At 61.0% G+C, this 23,861-nt stretch carries 20 protein-coding genes; 9 read left to right on the top strand and 11 right to left on the bottom strand.

Going from position 1 to position 23,861, the window contains the following annotated elements; genetic code table 11:
• Positions 1–91 precede the first annotated feature (91 nt).
• Entirely contained in the window at positions 92–1,021 is a 930-nt protein-coding gene (locus H7C18_RS32620) for a DNA-3-methyladenine glycosylase 2 (protein ID WP_185133319.1), read from the top strand.
• A 17-nt stretch (positions 1,022–1,038) separates the two neighbouring features.
• Here the strand turns inward: H7C18_RS32620 and H7C18_RS32615 are convergent, their stop codons facing one another.
• The 4 genes from H7C18_RS32615 to H7C18_RS32600 all read right to left on the bottom strand — a co-directional run bounded on the left by H7C18_RS32615 (position 1,039) and on the right by H7C18_RS32600 (position 5,769).
• The gene (locus H7C18_RS32615; RefSeq protein WP_185133318.1) at positions 1,039–1,563 is read right to left on the bottom strand and encodes a methylated-DNA--[protein]-cysteine S-methyltransferase; all 525 of its coding nucleotides are present in this window, start codon (positions 1,561–1,563) and stop codon (positions 1,039–1,041) included.
• Positions 1,529–2,170, bottom strand: coding sequence for a bifunctional transcriptional activator/DNA repair enzyme AdaA (locus H7C18_RS32610; protein WP_185133317.1), 642 nt, complete (start codon positions 2,168–2,170; stop codon positions 1,529–1,531). Before H7C18_RS32610 ends, H7C18_RS32615 begins: the two co-directional genes overlap by 35 nt.
• A 154-nt stretch (positions 2,171–2,324) precedes the next feature.
• Complete coding sequence (locus tag H7C18_RS32605) at positions 2,325–4,448, bottom strand: DUF5054 domain-containing protein (protein ID WP_185133316.1); 2,124 nt, start codon at positions 4,446–4,448, stop codon at positions 2,325–2,327.
• A 142-nt stretch (positions 4,449–4,590) separates the two neighbouring features.
• On the bottom strand, positions 4,591–5,769 hold the full coding sequence (locus H7C18_RS32600; protein WP_185133315.1) for a GntR family transcriptional regulator: 1,179 nt from the start codon (positions 5,767–5,769) through the stop codon (positions 4,591–4,593).
• Between the two features lie 229 nt (positions 5,770–5,998).
• Here H7C18_RS32600 and H7C18_RS32595 point away from each other — a divergent pair, with 229 nt between their 5' ends.
• From H7C18_RS32595 to H7C18_RS32580, 4 genes are all read left to right on the top strand, one after another.
• Entirely contained in the window at positions 5,999–6,802 is an 804-nt protein-coding gene (locus H7C18_RS32595) for an SDR family oxidoreductase (protein WP_185133314.1), read from the top strand.
• A complete protein-coding gene (locus H7C18_RS32590) occupies positions 6,799–7,590 on the top strand; it encodes an SDR family NAD(P)-dependent oxidoreductase (RefSeq protein WP_185133313.1) in 792 nt (263 codons plus the stop codon). The genes H7C18_RS32595 and H7C18_RS32590 overlap by 4 nt, the downstream gene beginning before the upstream one ends.
• Positions 7,591–7,609: 19 nt before the next feature.
• Positions 7,610–8,998, top strand: coding sequence for a mandelate racemase/muconate lactonizing enzyme family protein (locus H7C18_RS32585; RefSeq protein ID WP_185133312.1), 1,389 nt, complete (start codon positions 7,610–7,612; stop codon positions 8,996–8,998).
• 581 nt (positions 8,999–9,579) lie between these two features.
• The gene (locus tag H7C18_RS32580) at positions 9,580–10,491 is read left to right on the top strand and encodes an RraA family protein (protein ID WP_185133311.1); all 912 of its coding nucleotides are present in this window, start codon (positions 9,580–9,582) and stop codon (positions 10,489–10,491) included.
• Positions 10,492–10,564: 73 nt separating this feature from the next.
• On the opposite strand, the gene H7C18_RS32575 is transcribed toward H7C18_RS32580, so the two are convergent.
• The 4 genes from H7C18_RS32575 to H7C18_RS32560 all read right to left on the bottom strand — a co-directional run bounded on the left by H7C18_RS32575 (position 10,565) and on the right by H7C18_RS32560 (position 17,029).
• A complete protein-coding gene (locus H7C18_RS32575) occupies positions 10,565–12,721 on the bottom strand; it encodes a DUF4185 domain-containing protein (RefSeq protein WP_185133310.1) in 2,157 nt (718 codons plus the stop codon).
• 96 nt (positions 12,722–12,817) lie between these two features.
• On the bottom strand, positions 12,818–14,848 hold the full coding sequence (locus H7C18_RS32570; RefSeq protein WP_185133309.1) for a glycoside hydrolase family protein: 2,031 nt from the start codon (positions 14,846–14,848) through the stop codon (positions 12,818–12,820).
• A gap of 226 nt (positions 14,849–15,074) precedes the next feature.
• Positions 15,075–16,238 carry a helix-turn-helix domain-containing protein gene (locus tag H7C18_RS32565; protein ID WP_185133308.1) on the bottom strand — a complete coding sequence of 388 codons (1,164 nt, stop codon included), beginning with the start codon at positions 16,236–16,238 and terminating at the stop codon, positions 15,075–15,077.
• A gap of 149 nt (positions 16,239–16,387) precedes the next feature.
• Positions 16,388–17,029: a GntR family transcriptional regulator gene (locus tag H7C18_RS32560; RefSeq protein ID WP_185133307.1), complete on the bottom strand. Its 642-nt coding sequence runs from the start codon at positions 17,027–17,029 to the stop codon at positions 16,388–16,390.
• A 197-nt stretch (positions 17,030–17,226) separates the two neighbouring features.
• On the opposite strand from H7C18_RS32560, the gene H7C18_RS32555 reads away from it, so the two are divergent.
• Together H7C18_RS32555 and H7C18_RS32550 are read left to right on the top strand one after the other, a co-directional pair.
• Positions 17,227–18,114, top strand: a complete 888-nt coding sequence (locus H7C18_RS32555) for an ATP-binding cassette domain-containing protein (protein WP_185133306.1) — start codon at positions 17,227–17,229, stop codon at positions 18,112–18,114.
• Positions 18,111–18,917: an ABC transporter permease gene (locus H7C18_RS32550; protein ID WP_185133305.1), complete on the top strand. Its 807-nt coding sequence runs from the start codon at positions 18,111–18,113 to the stop codon at positions 18,915–18,917. The genes H7C18_RS32555 and H7C18_RS32550 overlap by 4 nt, the downstream gene beginning before the upstream one ends.
• Before the next feature lie 48 nt (positions 18,918–18,965).
• Here the strand turns inward: H7C18_RS32550 and H7C18_RS32545 are convergent, their stop codons facing one another.
• Complete coding sequence (locus H7C18_RS32545) at positions 18,966–19,748, bottom strand: TetR/AcrR family transcriptional regulator (protein WP_185133304.1); 783 nt, start codon at positions 19,746–19,748, stop codon at positions 18,966–18,968.
• Between the two features lie 105 nt (positions 19,749–19,853).
• The gene (locus H7C18_RS32540; protein WP_185133303.1) at positions 19,854–20,435 is read right to left on the bottom strand and encodes a TetR/AcrR family transcriptional regulator; all 582 of its coding nucleotides are present in this window, start codon (positions 20,433–20,435) and stop codon (positions 19,854–19,856) included.
• Between the two features lie 149 nt (positions 20,436–20,584).
• Here H7C18_RS32540 and H7C18_RS32535 point away from each other — a divergent pair, with 149 nt between their 5' ends.
• Positions 20,585–21,541: a tetratricopeptide repeat protein gene (locus H7C18_RS32535; protein ID WP_185133302.1), complete on the top strand. Its 957-nt coding sequence runs from the start codon at positions 20,585–20,587 to the stop codon at positions 21,539–21,541.
• A 4-nt stretch (positions 21,542–21,545) separates the two neighbouring features.
• On the opposite strand, the gene H7C18_RS32530 is transcribed toward H7C18_RS32535, so the two are convergent.
• Positions 21,546–22,442: a LysR family transcriptional regulator gene (locus H7C18_RS32530; RefSeq protein ID WP_238358115.1), complete on the bottom strand. Its 897-nt coding sequence runs from the start codon at positions 22,440–22,442 to the stop codon at positions 21,546–21,548.
• Positions 22,443–22,564: 122 nt separating this feature from the next.
• Here H7C18_RS32530 and H7C18_RS32525 point away from each other — a divergent pair, with 122 nt between their 5' ends.
• A complete protein-coding gene (locus H7C18_RS32525) occupies positions 22,565–23,788 on the top strand; it encodes an MFS transporter (protein ID WP_185133301.1) in 1,224 nt (407 codons plus the stop codon).
• Positions 23,789–23,861: the final 73 nt, after the last annotated feature.

Below are 23,861 nucleotides of genomic sequence, written 5' to 3'. Positions count from 1 at the left end.
AATAAGAGAGCAAGATCGCGAAGTTCGCGAACGCCCGGGATTGTGTTACAACTAGAGAAGACATTATGGGGGAAAACGGGAGGATCATCGAATGAGCGATAACGCGATTGTAAAGGATAACGGGCGGGAAATCACGCTGAGCGTTCCCGAACCGTTCGATTTCGGGCAAAATCTGGTTTACTTGGCGCGGTCTCCGAACGAGTGCCTCTACCGGATCGACGGCGATCGCTTGTATAAAGCGATTCCGATCGATAGCGGGGAAACGCCGGTCGTCGAGATCCGTTCCGACAGCGCAAGCACGATGACAATCCGCTTTCTCGGCGATACGGAACCGTCCGGCCAGGCGGGCCGGGATGCCGTGATCCGCTATGTCCGGGACTGGTTCGATCTGGATACCGACCTCGCTCCGTTCTACCGATTGGCGGCGTCCGACCCGCTGCTCGGTCCGGCTGCGGAATTGTTCAACGGGCTCCGCTGCATGGGCATTCCCGATTTGTTCGAGGCGATGAGCTGGGGGATCATCGGGCAGCAGATCAATCTTGCGTTCGCCTACACGCTCAAGCGGCGCCTGGTCGAGACGTTCGGCCCCCGCATCGAATGCGAAGGCGAGACGTATTATCTTTTTCCGTCGGCCGAGCGGATCGCCCGCCTGGAGCCGGAAGAGCTGGACGAGCTGCGGATGACCGCCCGCAAGAACGAATACCTCGTCGGCGTCGCCCGCCTGATCGCCGGAGGCTCGCTGACCAAAGCGAATCTGCTCGCGCTCGGGAACCTTCGGGCGGCGGAGAAAGCGCTCGTCGGCATCCGCGGCATCGGTCCCTGGACCGCCAACTACGTACTGATGCGCTGCCTGCGGATGACCGAAGCGTTCCCGATCGACGACGTCGGCCTGCATCAGGCGATCCGCCATGCGGCGGGCATGGACCGCAAGCCGACGCGGGCCGAGCTGCTCGCGATGGCTGCCGGCTGGGCGGGTTGGGAAGCTTACGCCACCTTCTATCTGTGGCGGCATCTGTATTAAGGCCGGAGATCCGGCACTCAGCCGGACGTTTCCTCCCGCTCCAGCTCCAGAAGCCGCTCCTTCATCGCCAATCCGCCGCGGAAACCGGTCAGCGCGCCGTTCTTGCCGACGACCCGATGGCACGGCACATGGACGAGCACCGGATTGGCGCCGATCGCGCTCCCGACCGCCCGGACGGCCGCCGGCTTGCCGATCGCGCCGGCGATGTCCGAGTACGAAGTCGTCCTTCCGTACGGAATTTCCCGCAATGCGCTCCAGACCGCCTGCTGGAACGGCGTACCCCGCAGGTCGGACGGAAGTTCGAAGCTGTCGCGCTCTCCCCGGAAATATTCGGTTAGCTCGCGCGCATACGGCGCCAGCCGTTCGGCGTCCCGAACCAGAACGGACCCGGGCATCCGGCGGTTCGCCCAAGCCTCCGCTTCCGCAAGCGGCGCGCCTTGCGAACCGATAAAGACAAGCCCCTTGTCCGTCGCGGCCAAATGAAGCTCCCAAGCGTCATAAACGAGCTTATCCCAATAGATCGTCGCTTCTTGCGCTGGCATGGTTGATCTCCTCCTCGTTATGCGGCCGGTCGAAGCGCCGCCGGTAGGCCGCGGGCGTACAGCCGTGAACGCTTTTGAACAGCGTAATGAAATAAGGCGCGCTGGAGATGCCGACCTCCGCTCCGATCTGCGCGATCGGCCGGTCCGTCCGGCTCAGCAGCTCGGCGGCACGCGCGGCGCGCGTTCGCTGAACGTACGCAACCGGCGTCGCCCCCTGAACCTTTTTGAAAATGCGCTGGAGATGGTACGGACTGCCGTGGAACTGGTCGGCCAGACTCTGCAGCGTGATCGGTTCCGCATAATGGCGGTCGATATAGGACGTCATCTGCGTCACCCACTCCGCGTCCGGCAGCGTCTCCCCGGTCGGCTTGCACCGCTTGCAAGGGCGAAATCCTCCCGCCAGCGCTTGTTCGGTCCGGTCGAACAGAACGACATTTTCCCTCCGGGGCTCCTTGGATTTGCACGAAGGCCGGCAGAAGATGCCCGTCGTTTTTACCGCGTAAAAAAACTTCCCGTTGCAAGACTCGTCGTTCGAGACGATGGCCCGCCATTGCTCGTCATCCGGCACCGTATCCGGTTCGGCTCCGTTGAATTCCCGCTCCTTCATCTCCTCGCCTCCTGCTTCGAGTATACCCTTCCGATCCGCCCGCGTCCGCATTTTGACGATAGAATCGCAAGATTTCGAAATTTTACCGCTGCGATATTCCGAAAAAACGACGAGAAAAACCGTCCGAGAAATTCCGAACGGTTCTGAAGAAAGCCTATCTCCGATTCGACGCCAAACGAAGCCGGAAGCGAAACCTCGCGTCCTCTCCGTACCACATCGGGAAGTTCGTTCCCCAAATGTTGTTGTGCAAATTAAAGTGCCATCCCGAAGCCAGCGAGGCGAATGTGCCGTCGAACTGCAGCAGTCTTCCGCAGCCCGGCGCGGCCAGCGCCGCGTCCAGCGTTACGATCTCCGCGCAGCCGTCGGCTCCCTCGTAGCGAACGCCGCCGCCGAGAGCGTGAAGATTCCGGTTGCCGCCCTTCGCGACGCGCAGAGGAGACAAAGGCATGCCCAGCTTCTCCATCGTCCACAGGTTCGGATTGTCCGTCCGAAGGCCGCAGCGGAACCAGCTCGCTTCGGGCAGGCGATTCGCTTCCTTGCCGAACCACTGCAAGGCAATTCCGATCTCGCCCGATCTCAGCCCGACCTCATATTCGAGCTCCAGTTCCTTCGGCGCGCCGAATGGCTCGCGGGCTTCCGCCGGCATCCGCAGCCGGAGTCTGTACCGGTCGGAGGCTTCGCCGCGGAAGACTCTCAGATCGTCCAGCATCGGCAGGAAGACCTGATGGCTCGGCCTCGGCCGCACGAATTCAAATCCCGGCTTCCCGAAGTCCGCGTCCGCCCACGGATGCGTGACGGGCAGGTTCTGCATGTAGGTGCGGAAATACCGCTCGTAATCCTCCGTGCCGAACGTCTCGTACGCATACACGCCGAACGGATCGGATTCTTCGATCCATTGCTTGCCGTTGCCGTCCGTCAGCCCGACGAGACCCCCGTTTTCCGCGAAAACAAGCTCGTACGGACCGCTCCGGCAGCTTTCCCGGATACGCAGCGGCGTGCCGCTCTCCCATTTGTCAGCCGCGGGAACCGGCGTCAGCTCCGCGAACGCCCGAAGCGCTTCTTCCCGCAGCTCCGGCGGCAGGACCTTCAGCGCTTGATCAAGATATTCCCGCTGCTCCGCCCACGACCGCTCGATCGTCGAATAGAAGCGGCGGCCGCGCTCGGCCTCGAACTTCCCTTGCGACTGCTTGTCGAACTCATCCATCGCGAACGCGCCGATGTAACCGAACTTCGCCGGAATATCGTCGATATCCATTTCGTCCTTGGCCCGCGCCGCCTGAAAATCCGCCTTCGCATAGTTGCGGAAGTCCGGAAGCCATTTCTTGACGTCGAGTCCCCAGGTGTGCTCCGCCACGAGCAGCATCGCTTCGCAGATTCCCTTGTCCTCCGCTCCGCCCTCTTCGATTCGGCCCTGCGCCAACCATTCGCCGCGCAGTCGCTGAAGCGCCCGAAGCTTCGCCAGCTTGAGCGGGTCCGTACCGGTGCCGTGAATCCAGGTGTCTCCGATCTCCTCCCGCAGAACGGGAAGCTTGCCGCGGTGCTCCGCCAGCCTCGCCGCGAACGCGTCCAGCGTCGAAGCGAGCACTTCCGCGCCCGGGTACCGGAGACGGTATTCCTCGAATTGCCGGCGAATCTCCTCCGCCTCCGGCGGCCCGCAGTTGTCGCCCGTATGCGCGAAGACGAGAACGTCTTCCAGCCCCTCGAGACGCACCTCCTCGCCGTAGCTGCCCGCATAATTCACGATGATCTCCGACCCGTCGTCCGCCTGCCAGCGGAACAGCGGCGGCACATCCGGACGCTTCGAAGCCGGATTGACGCCGAGATGCAAATATCGAATGCCGGCTTCGTTCAGGTAAGGAACCATGGCCAGCGTATGTCCCGGAACGTCGGTCATCTTGGCCGCGATCGTGGTCTTGCCGAACCGGGCGTCCAGCTCGCGTCCGATCGATAAAGCGTAGCGGAACAGCGGCGCGTCCAGCAGCTCCGTATGCGTCGTGAACGGAAGGCCGTGCCACGCGATATGGCCTCTGGCGATGGCCCGTTCCATCGCCGTCTTGCCCTCTTCGGAAGCCCGGTCCAGGTAATGGCGAATGAGCCACGAGCCGGTCGTCCACACGAAGCGCTCCGGGCCGCCCTCCTTCTCCATCCTGTCTGCCAAGGCGATCGCCTTCGGGATATATTCCTCCATGTATTGTTTCGTGACGTGCCCGGCCAGATGGGTGAAGCCGATGTCCAAATGCGTTTTGAAGACGACATGCACACGTTTGATGCTCGTCATTCGCGGTTTTCCTCCGTTATTCTGTCGTTGCGCGTTCCGGAACGCCATTGCCGAATGCTTATTTTTCACAATAGTTTATGTCAGTGACATATTCAATTGATATTTAAGTCGGCGGCAGCCCCGCCGGCGGCAATCCGCGCCTTCAACGAATCGTTCGCACGGAGTCCCGCTCGACGATCGAAGTGTTCACTTTGATCGTGATCGCTCCTTCGCGCGACTTTTTCAAGCGCTTGAGCAGCAGTTGAACCGCGGCCTGGCCGAGCTGCTCCGTCGTCTGCCGGACGGTCGTCAGCGGAACCGGCAGCAGGCTCGACAGCTGAATATCCAGGAAGCCGGCGATCGACAGCTCTTCGGGCACGGACTTGTTCATCCGCAGAGCCGTGTATAGGCACGACGTGGCCAAATAATCGTCCATGCATACGACCGCGGTCAGAGCGGGGTTATTCCGCAGGAACGTCTCCAGTTGATCGTTGACGGCTCGCAAATTGCTCATGTACGCTTCCGAACAATCCAGCAGCATATTCGAGCTGTCGATCGTCAGACCGCGGTCCAGCATCGCCCGGGAGTAGCCTTTGTAACGGTCCTCCCGGCTCGTCACCCCGTCGAACGGCGCCGACAGGTAGCCGATTCTCGCGTGACCTCGGCGGATCAGGTAGTCCGTCAGTTCATACGTCCCCTTGTAATGGTCATGGTAGACGCAATCGATCTGAACTTCCCGGAAAATGCGGTCGATGATGACGAGAGGATAATTTTGCAGATTCAGCTCCAGCACCTTCTCGCTGCATCTCGTTCTTCCGCGCGGGTACAGGATGATGCCGTCGACTCCGTCCGCGTACAACTCCTGCAGGCAGGCGCTCTCGTCCTCTCTGTCCGAACTGATGCAGATCAGCACCTGGCAATCCGATCGGCGGGCTTCCTTTTGCGCCGCCTCGAGAATTTTGGCCGTGTAATCGTCCATATTGGGAAAGACCATCGCGATCCTTTTCTTCGCGCGGATCGGCGGGATTGCCGCTGCGGGGACCGGCGTTCGCTCGTCAGCCTCGCCGGTCTCGCCGATCTCGCCGGTTTCGTCGGTTTCGCAGCCCGCGGCGGCGAACGTGCCTCTCCGGGCAAGCCGGTAAACCCAGCCTTCCTTCGCCAGGATATCCAGCGCCAGCTTGGCCGTCATTCGGCTGACCGAGTAAAGCGCCGCCCAATCGCCCTCGGAAGGAACGGGGTCGTGGCGCTTCAGCTTCCTCCGCTTGATTTCCTGCTTGATTTTCTCCGCGACCTGCGCGTACAGCGGCGTTTTCCGTTTTTCAGGCGTCGAACGGGACTTCATTCGATTTTCCTCCCGGCCCTGGCAGTATGAACTGATCTTAATTCCTTTTCAGAGACCGGACAAGCTCCGAGAGGCGGCTGTTCGGGAGATAATCTTACGATTCCGTTTGTTTTTTTCGCGAAAAAATCAAACGAAATCGTAAATTTACAACGTCGCGGCCGTCCGTCCGCTCTTTGTATGATGAACGTGAAGAGAAGAAGATTGGGGCCAGGGAGAGGAGGAATCACACGTGAAGCTGTCCGGCCAAATCGTCTGGATCACGGACGCCGACAGCCCCGGCGGCAAAGCGCTGCTGCTGCGGATGGCCGCCGAAGGAGCGTCGCTTCTGCTCGGCAGCGATTCCGGCGGCCGGGAATTGGAAAGCGAGCTGGCGCAGGTCCGGCAGGCGGGATCTCAAGCTTTCGTCTATACGATCGACGACTGGCGCAGCGCCGAAGTCGCGCAGATGCTGGCCGAAGCGGCCAAAGAGCTCGGTCCGGTAGACGTCCTGATCCACAACCGCAACCTCGTACGGCCGATCTCCGTGGAGAACGGCGAAGAGGACGTGTTCCGGGAAGTGATGAACGCGAACGCCAAATCCGCCTTCGTCTGCGCCAAAGAGGCGGGAAAGCAGATGACGGCCAGGGAAGCCGGCAAAATCATTTTCGTAGGCTCCATTCACGCCGAGAAGCCGACCGGCATGTCGTTCGCCTACAGCGCTTCCAAAGGAGCGGTCAAAATGCTCGCACGAGAGGCGGCCGTCACGCTCGGACGCCACGGAATCGAGGTCTACTCGATCGAGCTCGGGCCGGCGGAAGGCGACGATGACGTTTTCCGCAGCGACTTGTCCGGCCTTTACGATTCGTATCGGTACAAAGTGCCGAACGCGGTTCTCGGCACGCACGAGGATCTGGCCGAGCTTGCGCTGTTTCTCGCTTCCGGCGAGGCGCGCTACCTGAACGGGACGGACATCCGGATGGACGGCGGGTTCCTGCTGCATTACCTCGACTTTAAGATGAAGCGCCCGGCCGCGACGGGAGGCGATGCGACATGAGCGTAAGCGGCAAAATCGCGATCGTCACCGGAGCCGGAACGGGCATCGGCCAAGGAGTGGCCGTCGAGCTCGCCCGCCGCGGCGCGAAAGTCGCCATCTCCTATAACGCCAGCGACGCGGGAGCCCGGGAGACGCTGCGGCGGATCGAGGAAGCCGGCGGCGAAGCCTTGGTCGTGCGGGCGAACGTCGCCGAGCGGGACGAGATTCGCTCGATGGTACAAGCGGTCGCCGACCGTTTCGGGGGCATCGACGTCCTTGTGAACAACGCGGCCTTGCAGCTGAACCATCAATTCGAGCATGACGACGACAATTACGACCGGATCATGAACGTGAACCTGAAAGGCTATTGGCAGTGCATGCAGGCTGTCGTTCCTTACATGAAGGAAAGAGGCGGCGGACGCATCATCAACATCTCCTCGGTTCACGGAAAGCGGCCGAGCGAGTTCGACGCCGTCTATGCCATGTCCAAGGGCGGCATCAAAATGCTCGCCCGGGAAAGCGCGATCGAATTGGCGCCGTACGGCATCACCGTCAATACCATCGAACCCGGCGCCGTTCTGGTCGAACGGCTCATGAAGCCTCAGGAGAAGCCGTTCGTACCGGCGAACGGCGCGGAGCTGGTCGAGAAGCTGAAGAGCGAAAGGCCGAACATCCGCAAGAAATTTCCGCTCGGCCGGATGGGTCTTCCGTCCGACGTCGCCAGCCTGGTCTGTTATATCGCCTCGGACGAGTCGGAATTTATGACCGGCGCCTCTATCCGGCTCGACGGCGCCAGTATGCTTCTTTAACGAGAGGAGTTTTCTGCCCATGTCCACCCAAGAAACGTATGAAAGCACGCTTGCCCACGTAAACACCGCCTCCCGTCCGTCGGAGCTGCGAATTACCGACATCCGCTTCGCGGACATCGCCGGCGCGCCCATGCACTGCAGCCTGATCAAAGTGTACACGAACCAGGGGCTCGTCGGCTTCGGCGAGGTGCGCGACGCCGCGGACAAAATGTACGCCCTCATGCTCAAAAGCCGTCTGCTCGGCGAGAATCCGTGCCAGATCGACAAGCTGTTCCGGCGCATCAAGCAGTTCGGCGGCCACGCCCGTCAGGGCGGCGGCGTCAGCGGGCTGGAGATCGCATTATGGGACCTGGCCGGGAAGGCTTACGGCGTCCCGATCTATCAGATGCTCGGCGGCAAATTCCGCGACCGCATTCGGATGTACTGCGATACCGACGTCGGCGGCAAAGATACGGGAGCCCGCATGGGCCAGGCGCTGAAGGAGCGGATGAACAAAGGCTTCACCTTCCTGAAGATGGACCTTGGCATCGGCCAGCTTGCGCATGAGCCGGGAACGCTCAGCGCCCCGCTCGGTTTTCTCGAGGAGATGCGGTCGCTGTCGGAAGCTTACCATCGGGGCCGCAAGGAAGGCAAGATGACGGAGAGCGAGCTTCGGCATGCGCGCAACCGGCATTATGACGTGTACAATATCGCCCATCCTTTTACGGGCATTCACGTGACGGAAAAGGGGCTCGATCTGCTGGAGCAGTATGTCGCGGAGGTACGCGACGTCATCGGCTACGAAGTGCCGCTCGCCATCGACCACTTCGGCCACATCGGCGTCGAAGACTGCATCAAGCTCGGACGCCGGATCGAGAAGTTCAACCTGGCCTGGATGGAAGACATGATTCCTTGGCAGTACACGGAGCAATACGTCCGGCTGTCGCGCGCGGTGACGACGCCGATCTGCACTGGCGAGGATATCTACCTGAAGGAGAATTTCAAGCCTCTGCTGGAATCCGGCGGCGTCTCGGTTATCCATCCGGACGTGTTGTCCACGGGCGGCATTCTCGAGACGAAGAAGATCGGCGACATGGCGCAGGAATACGGCGTGGCCATGGCCATCCATATGGCGGAGAGCCCGATCGCCTGCCTGGCGGCCGTTCACGCCGCCGCCGCGACGGAGAACTTCCTGGCGCTGGAGTACCATTCCGTCGACGTGGATTGGTGGGACGACCTGATCGTGAGCAAGCTGCCGAAGCCGCTCGTGCAGAACGGCTATATCACAGTGCCGGACGCGCCGGGCCTCGGCATCGAGGAGCTGAACGACGAGGTGATCTCTCAGCACCTGCACCCGAGCATCCCCGGCTTGTGGGAAGCGACCGACAGCTGGAACGACTACTGGGGCCACGACCGGCTGTGGAGCTAATTTGATTTCAGACTAACTTTCAAGCGCCGTACCGTTATTCGCCGAATTTGGTCTGATCTCAGACTAACTTCCGCACGTCATACCGCTATTCGCCGAATTTGGTCTGATTTCAGACTAACTCGCACTTGACGGTCCGATATTCGTCGGAGTTGGTCTGATTTCAAACTAACTCGCGCATGTCGTACCGTTATTCGCCGAAGTTGGTCTGATCTCAGACTAACTTCCGCACGCCGGACCGTCATTCGCCGAATTTGATCTGATTTCAGACTAACTCGCGCATGTCGTACCGTTATTCGCCGGAATTGATCTGATTTCAGACTAACTCGCGCATGTCGTACCGTTATTCGCCGAAGTTGGTCTGATCTCAGACTAACTCGCACTTGACGGTCCGATATTCGTCGGAGTTGGTCTGATTTCAAACTAACTCGCGCATGTCGTACCGCTTTTCGCCGGAATTGGTCTGATTTCAAACTAACTCGCGCACGTCATACCGCTATTCGCCGAAGTTGGTCTGATCTCAGACTAACTTCCGCACGCCGGACCGCCATCCGGCCCAAATTGAAAGATAAGGAGTGTTACCGATGAAATTCGATAATCCGGAAGATATCATCCAGTTGACGCCGCTGTGGGAAGGCGAACGTTTCCCGAACGGGCGGCCCAAAGTGCCGTCGGACATTCTGCGGCGGATGCGCAAGATTACGCTGGAGGAAGCGTGGGGTCCGCTCTGGAACCGGGGCTACACGAATCAGTTCGAAGGCGATCTCAAGATCGTGCACCCGGATCGGGTCATGGTCGGGCGCGCCGTTACCGCCGTCATGGTGCCGAAACGGCCGGACCTTCACGATGCGCTGATGAAGTACGGCCATGAACAGGAAGGACGCAGAGGGTTCTTCAATCAGTGGGTGATCGACTCGATAGGCGAAGACGACGTTGTCGTCGTCGACTTGTACGACAAAATCTATCAAGGCACCTACGTCGGCGGCAACCTCTCCACCGCGATCGCCGCCCGGACGAAGCAAGGCGGCGCGGTCATCTGGGGCGGCATCCGCGATTACCAGCAGGTCGTCCACATCGACGGAATCAACGTTTACTACCGCGGCAGCGACCCGACGGCGATCGCCGACTGCACGATGACCGGCATGAACGTACCCGCGCGGATCGGGAAAGCCGTCTGCCTGCCGGGCGACATCGTGCTCGGTTCGCCGACCGGCGTCATCTTCATCCCGCCGCACCTTGCCGAACTGACCGTCGTGCAGGCGGAAAAGTCGCAAGTGCGCGACGTCTTCGGCTTCATTCGCCTGAAGGAAGGCGTCTACACGACCGCGCAGATCGACGCCGCCTGGAACGTTGAGCTCTGGGAAGATTTCCTCCGCTGGTTCAACGGCGCGGACGAAGCGGCCGAGTACCGCCATCTGACCTGGGAACGCGAACTGGAGGAAGCCCGCAAGCTCCCGGGCGGCCCGGGCGGCCCGGGCGGCGACGTCCGGCTGTAAGTCCGGCAGCGACGGTCAACCGTCAGGCTCAAAGCCCCTCTTCCTTATCCAGGGAGAGGGGCTTTGAGGTCTGCTATTTCTGCTGCAGCGATGCGATATTGGACAGAGGCTGAAGACCGGACAGCGAGTCGGCGACGAACAGCTTCGCCTCGTAGCCGGAGTTGTTGCCCGTCATCCGGAAGCCGGCGCTGACCGAGATTGTCGCGCCCGGGCCGATCGCTTGCGTCACGCCCGAGACGTTCTGGATCTCGCCTTTCTTGTCGTACAGGACCAGAACGAGCGTGACGGGAGTTGCGGAAGACGTAAAGCTCCGTACGTCGGCGCTGGCAATGACCATCCCTTTCTTGGGAAGCTTGCTCAGCGTTTGGCCCGACGAATCCTTGAACACGGCATTCTGAATGGCGTATGCCGGACCGGTGACCTGAACCGTCCTCGTAACCGGCACGGCCTCGTTGCCTGCGGAGTCCGAAACATGATAGGTCAACGTATATGTCCCGACAAGCGCCGGGTCGACGGCTCCGTCCACGACGATTTTCCGGGAGATGTCTCCGTCCAGATCGTCGGCTGCAGAAGCTCCCGGATCCTCGAACATCCCTCCCTGCGGGATTTCCATGGACGCTTCGCCCTTCAGCGTGAGGACCGGCGGAACGGAATCGACGGCCAGCAGGCTGTAGTCGTCCAGTTGTATCCAGGTGTCCCCGTTGGCCCAGAATCCGGTAAAGACGGTGACGGACGTGTTGTCCCCGGAATTGAACCGGATCGACTGCTTCGCGTAGTCGTCGAATCTTCCGAAGGGAAGCTCCTTCAAAATGCTCCCGTCAGGCGCGCGAACGCCGAAATAGCCTGCGTTGTTGTTTTGCGAAGTGCGGATAAACCCATCCAGCTCATACTCGGTGTTCGGAACGACCTGCACGGTCTGCGTCAATCCGTTCCAGCCCGTATCGTTCCGCAAATACGCATTGTTGGCGCCGCCTCTCGAGAAGCTATGGTTCCGATCGATCCCGCCATTTCCGCTCTCCAACACCCAGGGAGCGGCAATCGCGGCGGCCGGCTGCAGCTCGAAGGAGGGGTCCGCGATTTCGTTTTTCGCCGGGTGGCCGATCTCTAGCGTAGAATGCATGAGGAAGACGTTATAAGGGCCCCACTGCGACATGAGAAAATAAAGATCTTTGCCATGCAGGCTCCAGGGATGGATGAACGCGCCGTACAGCGCGGGATACTCGTCCCCCGTGGCGATCTCCGACTCCCCCGACCAGCCGCCCGTCAGCTCGGAGGAGCTGCGAAGCGCGATCGCCGCGCGGTCCTCGTTCAAGTACGTCATGATATACTTGCCGTAATAATCGTTATAGGCGACCGACAATTCGCCCACGGGCTCGTCGATGATCTTCGCCGCGGCGGATTCGTCGTTCGGGGTCCAGCCGCTGCCGTTCCAGTACTCGTACTTCTCCTTCGTCAGAACGTCGGCTTCCGGCACCCGGGCCAGATAGACGCCGTCGAACCGGCCCGCAGGCGTCCCATACATGTACACATAGCCGCCGTCCTTGAGCAAAGCCGCTTGCCCGAATTTGCTGTCCGGGCCCCATTTCACGCCGGATTTCGTCCAAGTCTGGCCATCGTCGTCGGAGTAGGCGAATTCGCTGAAGTTGATGTTCCATCTGCCGGCCGCGCCCCAGCTTCGGATCTGCATGTAGTGAATGTAATGCCGGCTGCCGACCGTAATCCCCGCCGTCGGAATAGCCGTATAATCGCCGCTTCCGCTCGTGTTATGGTCGGAATGGATGATTTCCTTGGCGTATCCCGGCGTCGCAGGGTCCGTAATCATCTTGTCGAAGCTAAGGCCGTCCGAAAGGTCCTGGTCTTCCGACAGAGCCAGGACGTTCCCTCTCCAGCCGGTCCCACCGCCTCCGTTGCCGCCCCATCCGTCGAACGAATCCCCGAAAGCCGCCATCACCTTCGGTTTGTCCGGATCGGTCGTGGCGTCCCAAACGATGCCCAGGTCCGTCCCGCCCAGCGCATAGCGGCTGGCGGTCTCGTTCGGGTTCGGCAAATTTTCCCCCGCGGGCGTAGCTCCGGTCACTCTGGCGACCTTGGTCGCTTTCGTCCCGATCAGCTCAAAAGCGGAACCGTCCGTGGCGCCCGCTTCGGCGGACACGGGAACCGCGGAAATCGCAAGGACAGATATGGCAAGCAAAGCCGTCGTCATCGTTTTGATCGGGTGAAAGGTTCTCATGTCATCCCTCCAAGGTTCGAGTCAAAATGGCTGCCGCAAACTCCTTCCGCGTCTCCTGCCTCCCACCTCCTCTCGGTTCCCGCTTCCGGCGGCCGGTCAGATCTCCCAGCCGTAACGCTCCCGCAAAATTTCCCCGTGATGCTCGAGAATGCGAAGATAAGCTTCCGCGGTGGCGCCGTTGCCCCAGTCGTAGATCGTGAACGTGCCCATGCCGAGCCCTTCCGCGTTGACTTCGCCGCCGTGGCCGTAATTTTCCATCATGAAGCCGTAATCCTTCTCGTTGAAAAAAGGATACGCCTTCTCCCACTGCTCCCGGGTTTTGACGTTCTCGGGACAGTACATCATGACGAAGGACGCGCGCAATGCGGCGATCCCCCGCTCGATGTATTCGGGCTGATCCAGCTCCATCCCGTACTCCAGAATCAGTTCGGCGAACAGGCTCTGACGCGCGTCGTTCCATTCTCCGTCCGCGTTCATGACGCCGAAGCCTCCGAGCGCTTCGATCGGGATGTACGGCGGCTGCCAGGACGCCTGCGTCATGAGCATCTCGTCCAGGCAGGTCCGTCCCGCGGCCAGATAGCGCTCCTCGCCGGTCGCCTTGTAACAGCCCAGAAGCGCCTCCGCCGTCCAGAACGTCGAGAAATTGCATTGCTTGAACATATCGTTGCGCGCAACTTTTCTGCCGACCAGATCCGGCCGGCCGTAACCGCAACAGGACCAGTACGTCTCGAAATCCTCCCAGCGGCCGACCGGCACGATGTGCTCCAGCACGGCATCCATCGCCTTCAGGGCCGGCGTCAAATAATCTCCGTCCGGATGCAGCTCGTGCAGCTTGAGCAGAAAAGTGACCGACAGCGACGTCTCCGGCGACTGCGCCAAAACTTCGATCGGCTGCATCCCCTCCCGCTCCAGCCAAGCGGGGAAAAAGCCGTCTTCGTCCTGCAGGGACATCAGCGCTTCCGCGTAATGCTCCGCATAAGCCAAAAGCCGAGGATCCGGCTCCAACTCCTCGTACCAGCGGAGCATGAGAAGACAAGTCCAGCTCATATCGAGCACATGATAGGGGGCTTGCCCGATGGACCCCCACGGGAGCACGGGATTGCGGTTCGAGTTGCCCCAAAACGCGGTTTTCCATCCTTTGGAGCGGTTGATGGATTGGCCGTCCACGGTTGCCTCCTCCATCTCCGTCGCGATCACCGTCGGGAAAAAACCTCCGTCCATCGGAGCGGCAAGAGCCAGCTCTTTCGTCAGCAGCGCCCTCCGGACCAGGTCCTCGTCGCCTGTCGACCGGCCGAAACGGTACAATCCGATTGCCGATCGAAGCGAGCTGAACCACGCCTGGTTCCAGATCGAACGGCTTTCCCGCTCGCTCGCGATGCCGGGGTAGTTGGGACTTTGGCTCACGTCGACGATAAATGCCGGCGCTCCCACCTTTCGGCCGTTCAGCTCGAACTCCTGCCAGACGATATCCTCCCAGTGCTTAAACGCCCAATCGTACGTATGCCGAACGTATCGGCTCATCGGCCCGATCTCGGGCGCCCCTTGGCGGAACCGCTTCGTTCCCCAGCTGGACCACAAGAACGCCAGAACCGGACGCCACGGATCGCGAAGCGCCCGCTCGTCCTCGAACGCCATCAGGTAGAAGCCGATCCGGACCGTTCCGGCCGGGTAAACCGCCCCCGGAGCCCGCTCGAACAGCACGTGCTCCGTCACTTCGCTGCGGCTCATGCCCAGCGTCAGCCGGTTGCGCTCGGCGTCCAGATCCAAGTACCAGCGAACCGGCGAGCCGGCCGTCAGCAGGTCCAAATCCGGAACCAGCGCCAGCATTCGCCGTCCGTCGTGAACGATCAAGGCGGGCGAGCGGAAAACGTGCTGATCGATCACGTGGCGGTCCGTCGGCGTCAGGTGCGGGGCCCAATGGAAGCTCGGCTCGAACGATGGCTCGATCCGCAGTTGCCAATCGTCCTGCCTGACCTCTTCGGACAGCGAAAAGGCGATCGTATATCGGACCGTATGGTCGTCCACGGCGTGAACTTCCGCCGTCGGCGGGCAAGCTCCCAGCGAATTGGCGGCAATCTTTCGGATAAACCGTTCGGCCGGGGAAAAAGAAAGCGGCAGCTGGTTCAAGACGTCAACTCCTCAACGTATTTTTCTGCAATCGATTGCATATCAAGTGAATTTCGTAACTGCCGGAATTATCGGCGCGATTATCGAAAAGATTATGTAAACGTTTACGTAATCGATTACACGAAAAGAATAAAGGATGGCGGGCTTCCTGTCAACCGAAAAAAAAGAGGTCTGTCCGCATAAGATTCCGGACAGCCCCTCCGTTCCGATTCTGGCGCGTCTTCCGTCAGATCGCCGCCGATTCGCGGTATTCGCTTGGCGACAATCCGACTTTCTTTTTGAAAATCTGACTGAAGTAACGCGGATCCTTATAGCCGACTTTTTCCGCGACTTCGTAGTTTTTCAGGCAGGTCCCCTTCAGCATCTGCTTCGCCTTCTCGATCCGAATGTCGGTCAGCTGCTCGATGAACGTCTTGCCGGTGCTGCTCTTGAACAACGCGCTTAAGTAAGTCGGCGTCATATGAACCTTCTCCGCCGTGTTATGAAGCGTAGCCCCTTCAAAATCCCGCTTCATATATTCGATCGTCTGCTTGATCACGACGCTCTGGCGGTCGCGAGGGCCGAAGGACGATCCCTCCAGCCAGGTCCGAAGCAGCCCGGTTACGTACTTTTTGATGTCCTGAAGCGTTTCCATTCGCGCGATCGACAGCAGGTCGCAGCTCGGTAGGCTGCGAAGCACGCCTTCTCCTTCGGCTTCGGCATGCGCCCGCTGCTCCAATCCGACCAGCAGACGAATAGTCAGCTCGTCGACGTTCGATCGGTCGAGCGGCCCCGCTTCCAGCAGGGACGCGTAAAAATCGTCCACCGCCTTTTCCGCGTCCCCTTCCTCCGCCCTCGCCCGCTCGAACAGCTCCCGCTCTTGCGCATAAGGATATTCGCCGATCCGCCGATAGCTGCCCAATTCGTTAAAATAAACGACCCGGCCCGCGCCGCGGTAAAAAATATCGTCGAGCGCGCGAACCGCCTGGCGGTAAGAGTGGTGCAGCTCCGACAGCCTGTTGCACGGAAGGCCGACGCCAAGGTTGATCGGATGCGCGAACCGGCAGCTCATCCGGCCGTGCAGCTCCTCCAGCGCCTCCTTGGATACCCACGAGAACAGCAGGCCGACCCGCCCTTCCTCGTCCAGGAAGACCGCGCCGCTCTCCTCCGCGTACTTCCGAAGCTCCTCGCCGATCTTCGCGGCGTATCGTCTACGCTCGCCCTCCTCCCCCGCAACCCCCGCGGGTTCCATTACCGCCAAAGTCGGAAAAGCGAACGATTTCCACAGCTTCATCCCGAACAGCCGCTCCGGCCAGCCCGGCTCCTCGCTCGTCAGCAACTCCCGGAACAAACGGTCTCGCGCCAGCTCAAGCAACACCTCGTCCGGGTACAGCCTTTCGCTTACATGCACGCTCATTCCCCCTTCGCAGGAAACGCGGCGCTCCTTCCGTCCCGAGGAGAGCCGTCTCTCGGATCGATACCGGCAGATTATCGATTATCGATAATTTTCATTTTTATTATACGGGTTCCGGCTCGTTTTGAATATGCCGAAATGCGAAGTCACGTATAATTTTTATAAAACTTGAAGCCCCTCAGCAGCTTATCCACCGCGCGGTCGATGTCGCCCGAGCGAATGATGGCCAGCAATTCGGCGTGCGAATTCGGAATGCTGTACCCCGGATGGTCCCGGTTCGTCACGGTGATGAACCGCATGATCTTCGACTTGATCCCGTTCCAGATGTCCAGCAGAAGCGCGTTGCCGGATCGCCGGTAAAAATAGCCGTGAAACTGCATGTCCAGGTCGACCAGCCGGTACGAATCGTTCTCGTCGATCGCCTGCTTCATCCGCTCGAGAATTTGCTCCAAATACGCGATGTCCTCCGGCGTCTGCGAGAGCATCATCGCCCGCAGCGCCTGCCCCTCGATCATCAGCCGAAGCTCGTAAATATCGCGGATCTCGCCCGTCGTGATCTCGGATACGGCCGATCCCTTGTTCATCCGGCCGACGATCAGCCCCTCCTGCTTCAGGCGCTCCAGCGCTTCCCGAACGGGCGCCTGGCTGACCTCGAACGTCTTGGCGATGTCCAGCACGAGGAGCCGGTGGCCCGGCGGAAGCTCTCCCTTCATAATCTTCCTTTTGAGGGATAGATAAATATGCTCGCTTAGCGATGTCGGGTGATCTCTCGGTTCGCTGACTTCCATGACGCCTCCCCTTTCCGATAATGGCGCGATCCGGCGGATGGCGGCCGCTTTCGCTTACTCCCATCTTAAAGAACCGCGTTTCCGTTCGTCAAGGACCGCGGCGGAGAGAGGCACGCAAAAAGAGGGTTGCAATTTTATTGTATACACAATATACTGTTTACATCATCAACAGTTCGAAAAAACAAGGAGCTGACGACATGTCCCAACCGGCTATCGAAGTGACGGGCTTGCAGAAGCGATTCGGCAGTCAAGCCGTCCTGAAAGGCGTCAACCTGAAAGTGCCGGCAGGCACCATCTTCGCGCTGCTGGGCCCGAACGGTGCGGGCAAAACAACGCTGATCAACATCCTCTCCACGCTGACGGCGCCGGACGAAGGAGTCGCGAAAGTAGCGGGCCGCGATATCGTATCGGACAAAAACGGCGTGAAAAAGTCCATCAGCCTCACCGGACAGTTCGCGGCCGTTGACGAGATGCTGACCCCGGAAGAAAACCTTCGCATGATGGGGAGATTGTCCGGCCTGACGGCCGCGGAAGCGTCCGCAAGGGCTCGGGAGCTGCTCCGGCAGTTCGATCTGGTCGAATCCGCCCGCAAGAAAGTCAAGACGTTCTCGGGAGGCATGCGCCGCCGGCTGGATCTGGCCATCAGCCTGGTCGTTCCGAAGCCGGTGCTCTTCCTGGACGAACCGACGACCGGACTGGATACGATCAGCAGGCGCGCGTTGTGGGAAATGATCTTGAAGCTTCGCGAGCAAGGGATGACCATCTTCCTTACCACGCAGTATCTGGAGGAAGCCGACCAGCTCGCCGACACGATCGCGGTGATGGGCGGCGGACGCATCGTGGCGCTCGGCACGGCCCAGGAGCTGAAGGCGCGCATCGGCGGCGAGGTGATCGAGCTGCGAAACGCCGCGGACGAAGTGATCCGCACGCTGCCGACCTCGGGCGGCATTCAGGATATTCGTCACCTTCTGGGCGAGGTCGCCTTGACGGTTCCGCAGGATACCAAGATCGGCATTCGTAAGCCGAGCCTGGATGACGTTTTCCTGGCTCTTACCGCCAATCCTAAGGAGGAGGCAACCTTATGATCACGACCGCATCGTCCTCATCCCTCGCATCCCAAGACCGAACCGCATCATTCGGCGCGACGAACGCCGTCTTTATCGGACGAAGCGTCCGCCTCAGCCTTCGCAACGCGGATGCCATGATCATGGCCATCGCGCTGCCGGTCATGCTCATGCTGTTGTTCACGTACGTGTTCGGCGGCGCCCTCGACCCGAGCGGGAACTACGTGGACTACGTCGTGCCCGGCATTATCCTGCTGTGCGCAGGCTTCGGATCGTCCTCCACCGCCGCGGACGTAGCCCTCGACATGACGGGCGGCATCATCGACCGGTTCCGCACGATGCCGATCCGCAGCATGAGCGTCGTCACCGGCCACGTCGTCGCCAGCTTGCTCCGCAATCTGATCACGACAGGAATCGTGTTCGGCGTCGCGATGCTCGTCGGCTTCCATCCGAGCGCAGGGCCTCTCCAATGGCTCGAGGCGATCGGCCTGATCGCGCTGTTCATCTTCACGATCACCTGGCTGTTCGCCGCGATCGGTCTGGTGGCCGGCAGCCCGACCGCCGCAGGCAGCTACGGCTTCATCCTCCTGTTCCTTCCTTATCTCTCCAGCGCCTTCGTCGAGACCGATACGATGCCGAAGTGGCTGCAAGGGGTCGCGGACAACCAGCCGTTCACCCCGATCATCGAGACGATTCGCGGCCTGCTTACCGATGCGCCCCTTCACCATCAAGGCTGGCTGGCCGTCGGCTGGTGCCTCCTTCTTCTTGCGGTCGCGCTCGTCTGGTCCGTCTGGACGTTCGGCCGCAAAGCGGGAAGACGCTGATTATTAAACCAACCCGCGGACGCGTCCGCGGGTTGGTTTTTACTTCGTTCAGGCTTTGACGCCCTTGCGGTCCAGATAGACTTGGATTCCGTCGAGGATTCGCTCCAAGCCGAAGTCGAAATCGTCGATGACCCCATTGTCCTCCGGGTTATCTTCGGTATAAGCTCCCGATATCAAGACGGGATAAAAGTGCGGGTATTCGTCCCGCTTCACAAGCCGCTTCAGCGCCGCGCTGTAATCCATGCCTTTAATCGTCTCGGGACGGGCCCCCGCCTGAATCGCCTTGTCCATATCCCTCATGATCATCCCGCACGATCGCGAATAGCCGCTCAGCAGCAGCACGATCGACATTTTCTCGTAATCGGTCAGAGGAAAATCGCGCATCGAGCGCAGCCCCCAGTCGACGATTCTCAGGTTGCCGGGCGTCAGCGGAACGCTCGTAATCGGGACGTCCCCGAACCAAGGGTGGTCGCGGAACACCTGAATGCACACCCGCACGTACGACCGCATCTCTTCGCGCCAGTCCGGCTGCTCCGGGGGAATCGGGGCGTAACAAACGGCGTTCTGCATGAGCAGAATCAGGTCGTCCTTGCTGTTGACGTATCGATAAAGCGACATCGTCGTGAAGCCGAGCGAAGACGCCACCCGGTTCATGGACACCGCGGCCAGCCCTTCCTCGTCGGCGATCCGGATCGCCGCGTCGACGATCTTCGGAATGCTGAGCTCGCCTTTCGGTCCTCTCGTCGACTTCTTGCCCAGCCCCCAGCTGAGCGCCACGCCGTTCGGCAGGCTTTTCAAAACCTCGTCATCCAAATGACCGTTATCCGGCATCGCGATCGTCCTCCCGCCTGCGTTCCCGCCGATAATCCGACATCGTTTTCGCTTAAAATTGTTTATTACATACACAGTATACCATGCCGGACGGCTTTCGTCGAATCATCGGGCTTGTCCGATTCCTTCCGTCACCACGGCCGCGATCGCTTCCGCCGCTTGTTCCGCGGGCGTCCGCCGAGGCTCGCGGCTCCACTGCAGCGCCGCCCCGAAGATCGCCCAGCCGGCGACGTTCGCCGCATCCCCGACGGGGACGCCGGCATTCCCGCACGCCGGTTCCCGCTCCATCCATTCGCGCAAAAAAGCGAACAGCTCCTCCCGCATCGCCAGTTCCAGCTCCGCCACCGGCAAGCGCGAAGGAGGTCCGCGGTGCCGGTACTTGCTCTCGAGACCGGCGAGAACCGCCAGCGCGAGCCGGCGTACCGCTTCCCGGCTCCAGCCTGCGTCCGGCGGCAAGGAAGCGGCCAAATGCCGCCTGAAGTTCTCGCGGACGACCTCGTCCAGCAGCATGTACTTGTCCGCGTAATGAATATAGAACGTTCCCCGATGGACGTTCGCCCGATCGGCGATATCCTGCACGCTGACCGCGGCGAACCCTTTCTCCCGCATCGCATCGACGAATCCGTCCCGCAGCAGTTGGCGCGTCCGGCGAACGCGCCGGTCCTCCCGCGTCCGATCTTCGGCCATCCGGTTCTCCTCCTCCAGCTTAACGCGACAATTTCTTGCGACTGTCGTTTTTTGAACACGGCGGCGCGATTGACGATTGTCCGAGCCGCCCGTTCCGGTTTACTCTCCTATCGTAGTCCAATTCACCCGGTTTCGAAAGGGGACCCTTTATGAAAATCGACTTGATCTGCCGCGACGCCGAAGCTTTGCATGCCCTGGGCCGAACCCGCGAAGCGCTGGACCTGCTGCACGAAGCCCGGCCACGCGCCGAAGACGGTGCCCCGCTTCTCGCTCTGCTGCTCGCGGAAGGCCGCATCCGCACCCTCGACACGGTCAACCGCAACGCCGATCCCGCCCCGCTGCTGGCTTTGCTTGGCGAAGCCCGGCAGCTGGCCGAGCGGCTCGGGGACCGGGCGAGCCTGGCCGATGCGCTGAGCCTCCTCGGGCAAGCCCATTATTTCGCGGAATTGAACGCGGCCGAGTCCATTCAATTCGCCGACGATTCCTTCGCGGAGTCGCTCGATCTGCAGCAGCGGGCGCTGAGTCTGCGCGAGGAACTCGGGGACGCCAGAGGAACGAGCGAATCGCAGTTTCTGATCGGCACGGTATACGAACGCCGGCAGCGGCACGACGAAGCCATGGAACGCTACGAAGAGGCTTACCGGATCGCCGACCGGGGAGCTTTCATCCGGGAGAAAGCCGAGCCGACCCGGCACATGGCCTTTCATTGCCTGATCGAAGGGGATCTCGAGCGGGCGCTCCCGTTCGCCCTGAAGGCTTTGGCCCTGCGAGAAGAGTCCGGTTTCCGGCCGCACCTGCCGCTCGACCACCTGCTGGCAAGCGAAATCTTCATGCGGCTGGATCGAACGGAGGAAGCCTGGAATCACGCGAACGAAGCTTACGAGCTTGCCGAGCGGCTGGGGATCAAGCGGGCGGCTTCTTCCTCCCTGCTCCTCCTCGGGGATTTGCGCGCCGCCCGGGGGGAAACGCGGCAGGCGATCGACGATTACGAGCAGGCATTGAAGCTGGGGCGGGAGCTGAAGCTGCCGCTTGCGGTCGCCCGAGCGGCCGAACGGCTTCGCAAGCTGCGGCCGTCAGGCGCGGTAACGGATGAGGTGTCTTCCTGAAGCCTCATCTCTGGCTCCGCTCCTTCAATTGCTCCTCCATCGTCTCGATAAACGCGCGGGCAGCCCGATTCAAATATTTGTCCGAGCGATGCAGGATGCACGTCTCCCTCGCCGGAGGGCGGTCCCGGATCGGAATGAAGCGCAGCTTCGGGTCCCCGACCGCCTTCGTCAGCGTCGCGGTCTGGACCGTCGCTCCGACGTTCTCCGCCACGAACCGGAACAACGAAGGATTGGACGTCGTCTCGACGACGGTGTTCAAGCGAAAGCCGATCTTCGCGCACTCCTTCTCCACCAGCTCCCTGCCCCAGAACCCTTTGGGATACATAATGATCGGATATCCCTTCAGTTCCTCCAGCAGAATCGACTCCCGATCGGCCAGCTCATGGGCCGCGGACACGACCAGGCCGTATTCCTGCCGCCCCAACGGGACGACCGTGAGGCGCTCGTCCGGATCGGGGATGAGCGAGATGCCGATGTCGACCTCCGTCTCCAGCACCAGCTTGGCAACGTCGACCGAGGAGTAAATCCGCAAGCGGGTGTTCGGATGCCGGTGGTGGAAGTCGATCAGAATCGGCGTCAGCCGGTAATCCAGCTCCGAAGGGATCATGCCGATCGCCAGATTTCCCGTCTGGTGCTCGCACAGGTCCCGGATCTCCTCATAAGCATTGTCCAAATCGGTAAATAAGTTGCAGCAGTGCTTGCGCAGCAGCTCCCCCGCGGATGTGAGCGCGATCCGCTTCCCGAGCCGGTCGAACAGAGGCGCGCCGATCTCCTGTTCGAGCGCCTTGATCTGCAAGCTTAGATTGGGCTGGGAAATGCCGAGCTTCTCGGCGGCCCGGGAGAAATGGAGCTCCTCGCATACCGCCGAGAAGTATTCCAGCTGTCTGATTTCCAACCGCATCGGGAACGCCTCTCTTATTTGTTTTTTAAATGATCATAATTTATTTCATTGAATTGATCAATAAACCCTCTCCCTTTATGATGAGTTCATTGAGATCGGCATCCACGAAGGAGAGGATAATCATGAGCAAAAAAACCGCATTCTGGATGGGTCTGGCCCTATTTCTAGCTTCGCTTAATCTCCGTCCCGCCATCAACGCCGTTTCGCCCGTGCTGCAAGCCATCCGGGGCGATCTCGGCATGAGCGCCTCCATGGCCAGCCTGCTCACGTCGATTCCCGTGCTGTGCATGGGCGTCTTCTCGCCGCTTGCCGTCGCCGTCGGCCGGAAACGGGGCATCGAGCGCGTTATCGGCTGGTCGCTCGGCGTCATCGCCCTGGGCAACGCGCTGAGGGTGTTCGCCCATTCCTCCCTGTTCCTGCTGCTGACCGCGCTGCTCGCCGGCGTCGGCATCGCGGCCATCGGGCCGCTGCTTTCCGGATTTATCAAGCAGCGTTTTCCCGCTCGCGTTCCGATGATGATCTCGCTGTATACGATCGCGCTGGCGGTCGGAGCGACGCTGGCGTCCGGTTTGTCCGTGCCGCTGCAGTCGCGCTTCCACTCCTGGCAAATCTCCCTTGCCGTCTGGGCCGTCCTGGCGGCGCTGGCGCTGCCCATCTGGCGGCTGGCCGTCTCGCGCAAAACCGCCTCTGCCGCGGCCGTCCCGAACACAGCCGCGAAGACGGGTTCCCCTCGCCGGTCGGGTCTTCCCTGGCGGAGCCGCAAAGCGTGGAAGCTGACGCTGTCGTTCGGCCTGCTCGGCATGCTGTTCTATTCGGTCACCGCCTGGCTGCCGCCGCTCGTTCAAGATATGGGCTACGGCAAAGCTTACGCCGCCGGCACGCTGACGATCTTCTCGGTGACGCAAATTCCGGTCGGTCTCGCGCTCCCTTTCCTGCTGAAGCGATTCCCGTCGCGCCTGCCGTGGCTGCTCCTCGGCTCCGCGTTCCTGCTCGCCGGCTTTCTGATGACCGCGTTCGCCGCCGTTCCCTGGCTTGCCGCCGTACTGATCGGCATCGGACCGGGCATCCTGTTCCCGCTCAATCTGCTGCTCCCTCTCGACGAGGCGGCCGACGCCGACCAAGCCGCGGCCTGGTCGGCGATGACGCAATCCGTCGGCTACGTCATCGGCGCGATCGGCCCGATCGCGCTCGGGTGGCTGCACGATGCCGCCGGAGGAGGCTCGTCCGCGCTCGTCGCCGGACTAATCGCGATCACGCTGCTGATGACGGCCGTCCAGCTCACGATCGCGAAGGCCCGCCGGACCGCCGCCCGCGGCGCTTCCTCTGTTCCGCTGAAAGCCCGCTGAGCTTGGATACGCGCGGTCCGGACGGAGGGAACGAAGAGTTTGGTTCCTTATCGAATCGATCCGGGTTACAATG

Source organism: Cohnella zeiphila, assembly GCF_014212055.1.
GTDB lineage: Bacteria > Bacillota > Bacilli > Paenibacillales > Paenibacillaceae > Cohnella > Cohnella zeiphila.
The sequence above is the reverse complement of the archived record's forward strand: the minus strand, read 5'-3'. Positions and strand labels throughout refer to the sequence as shown.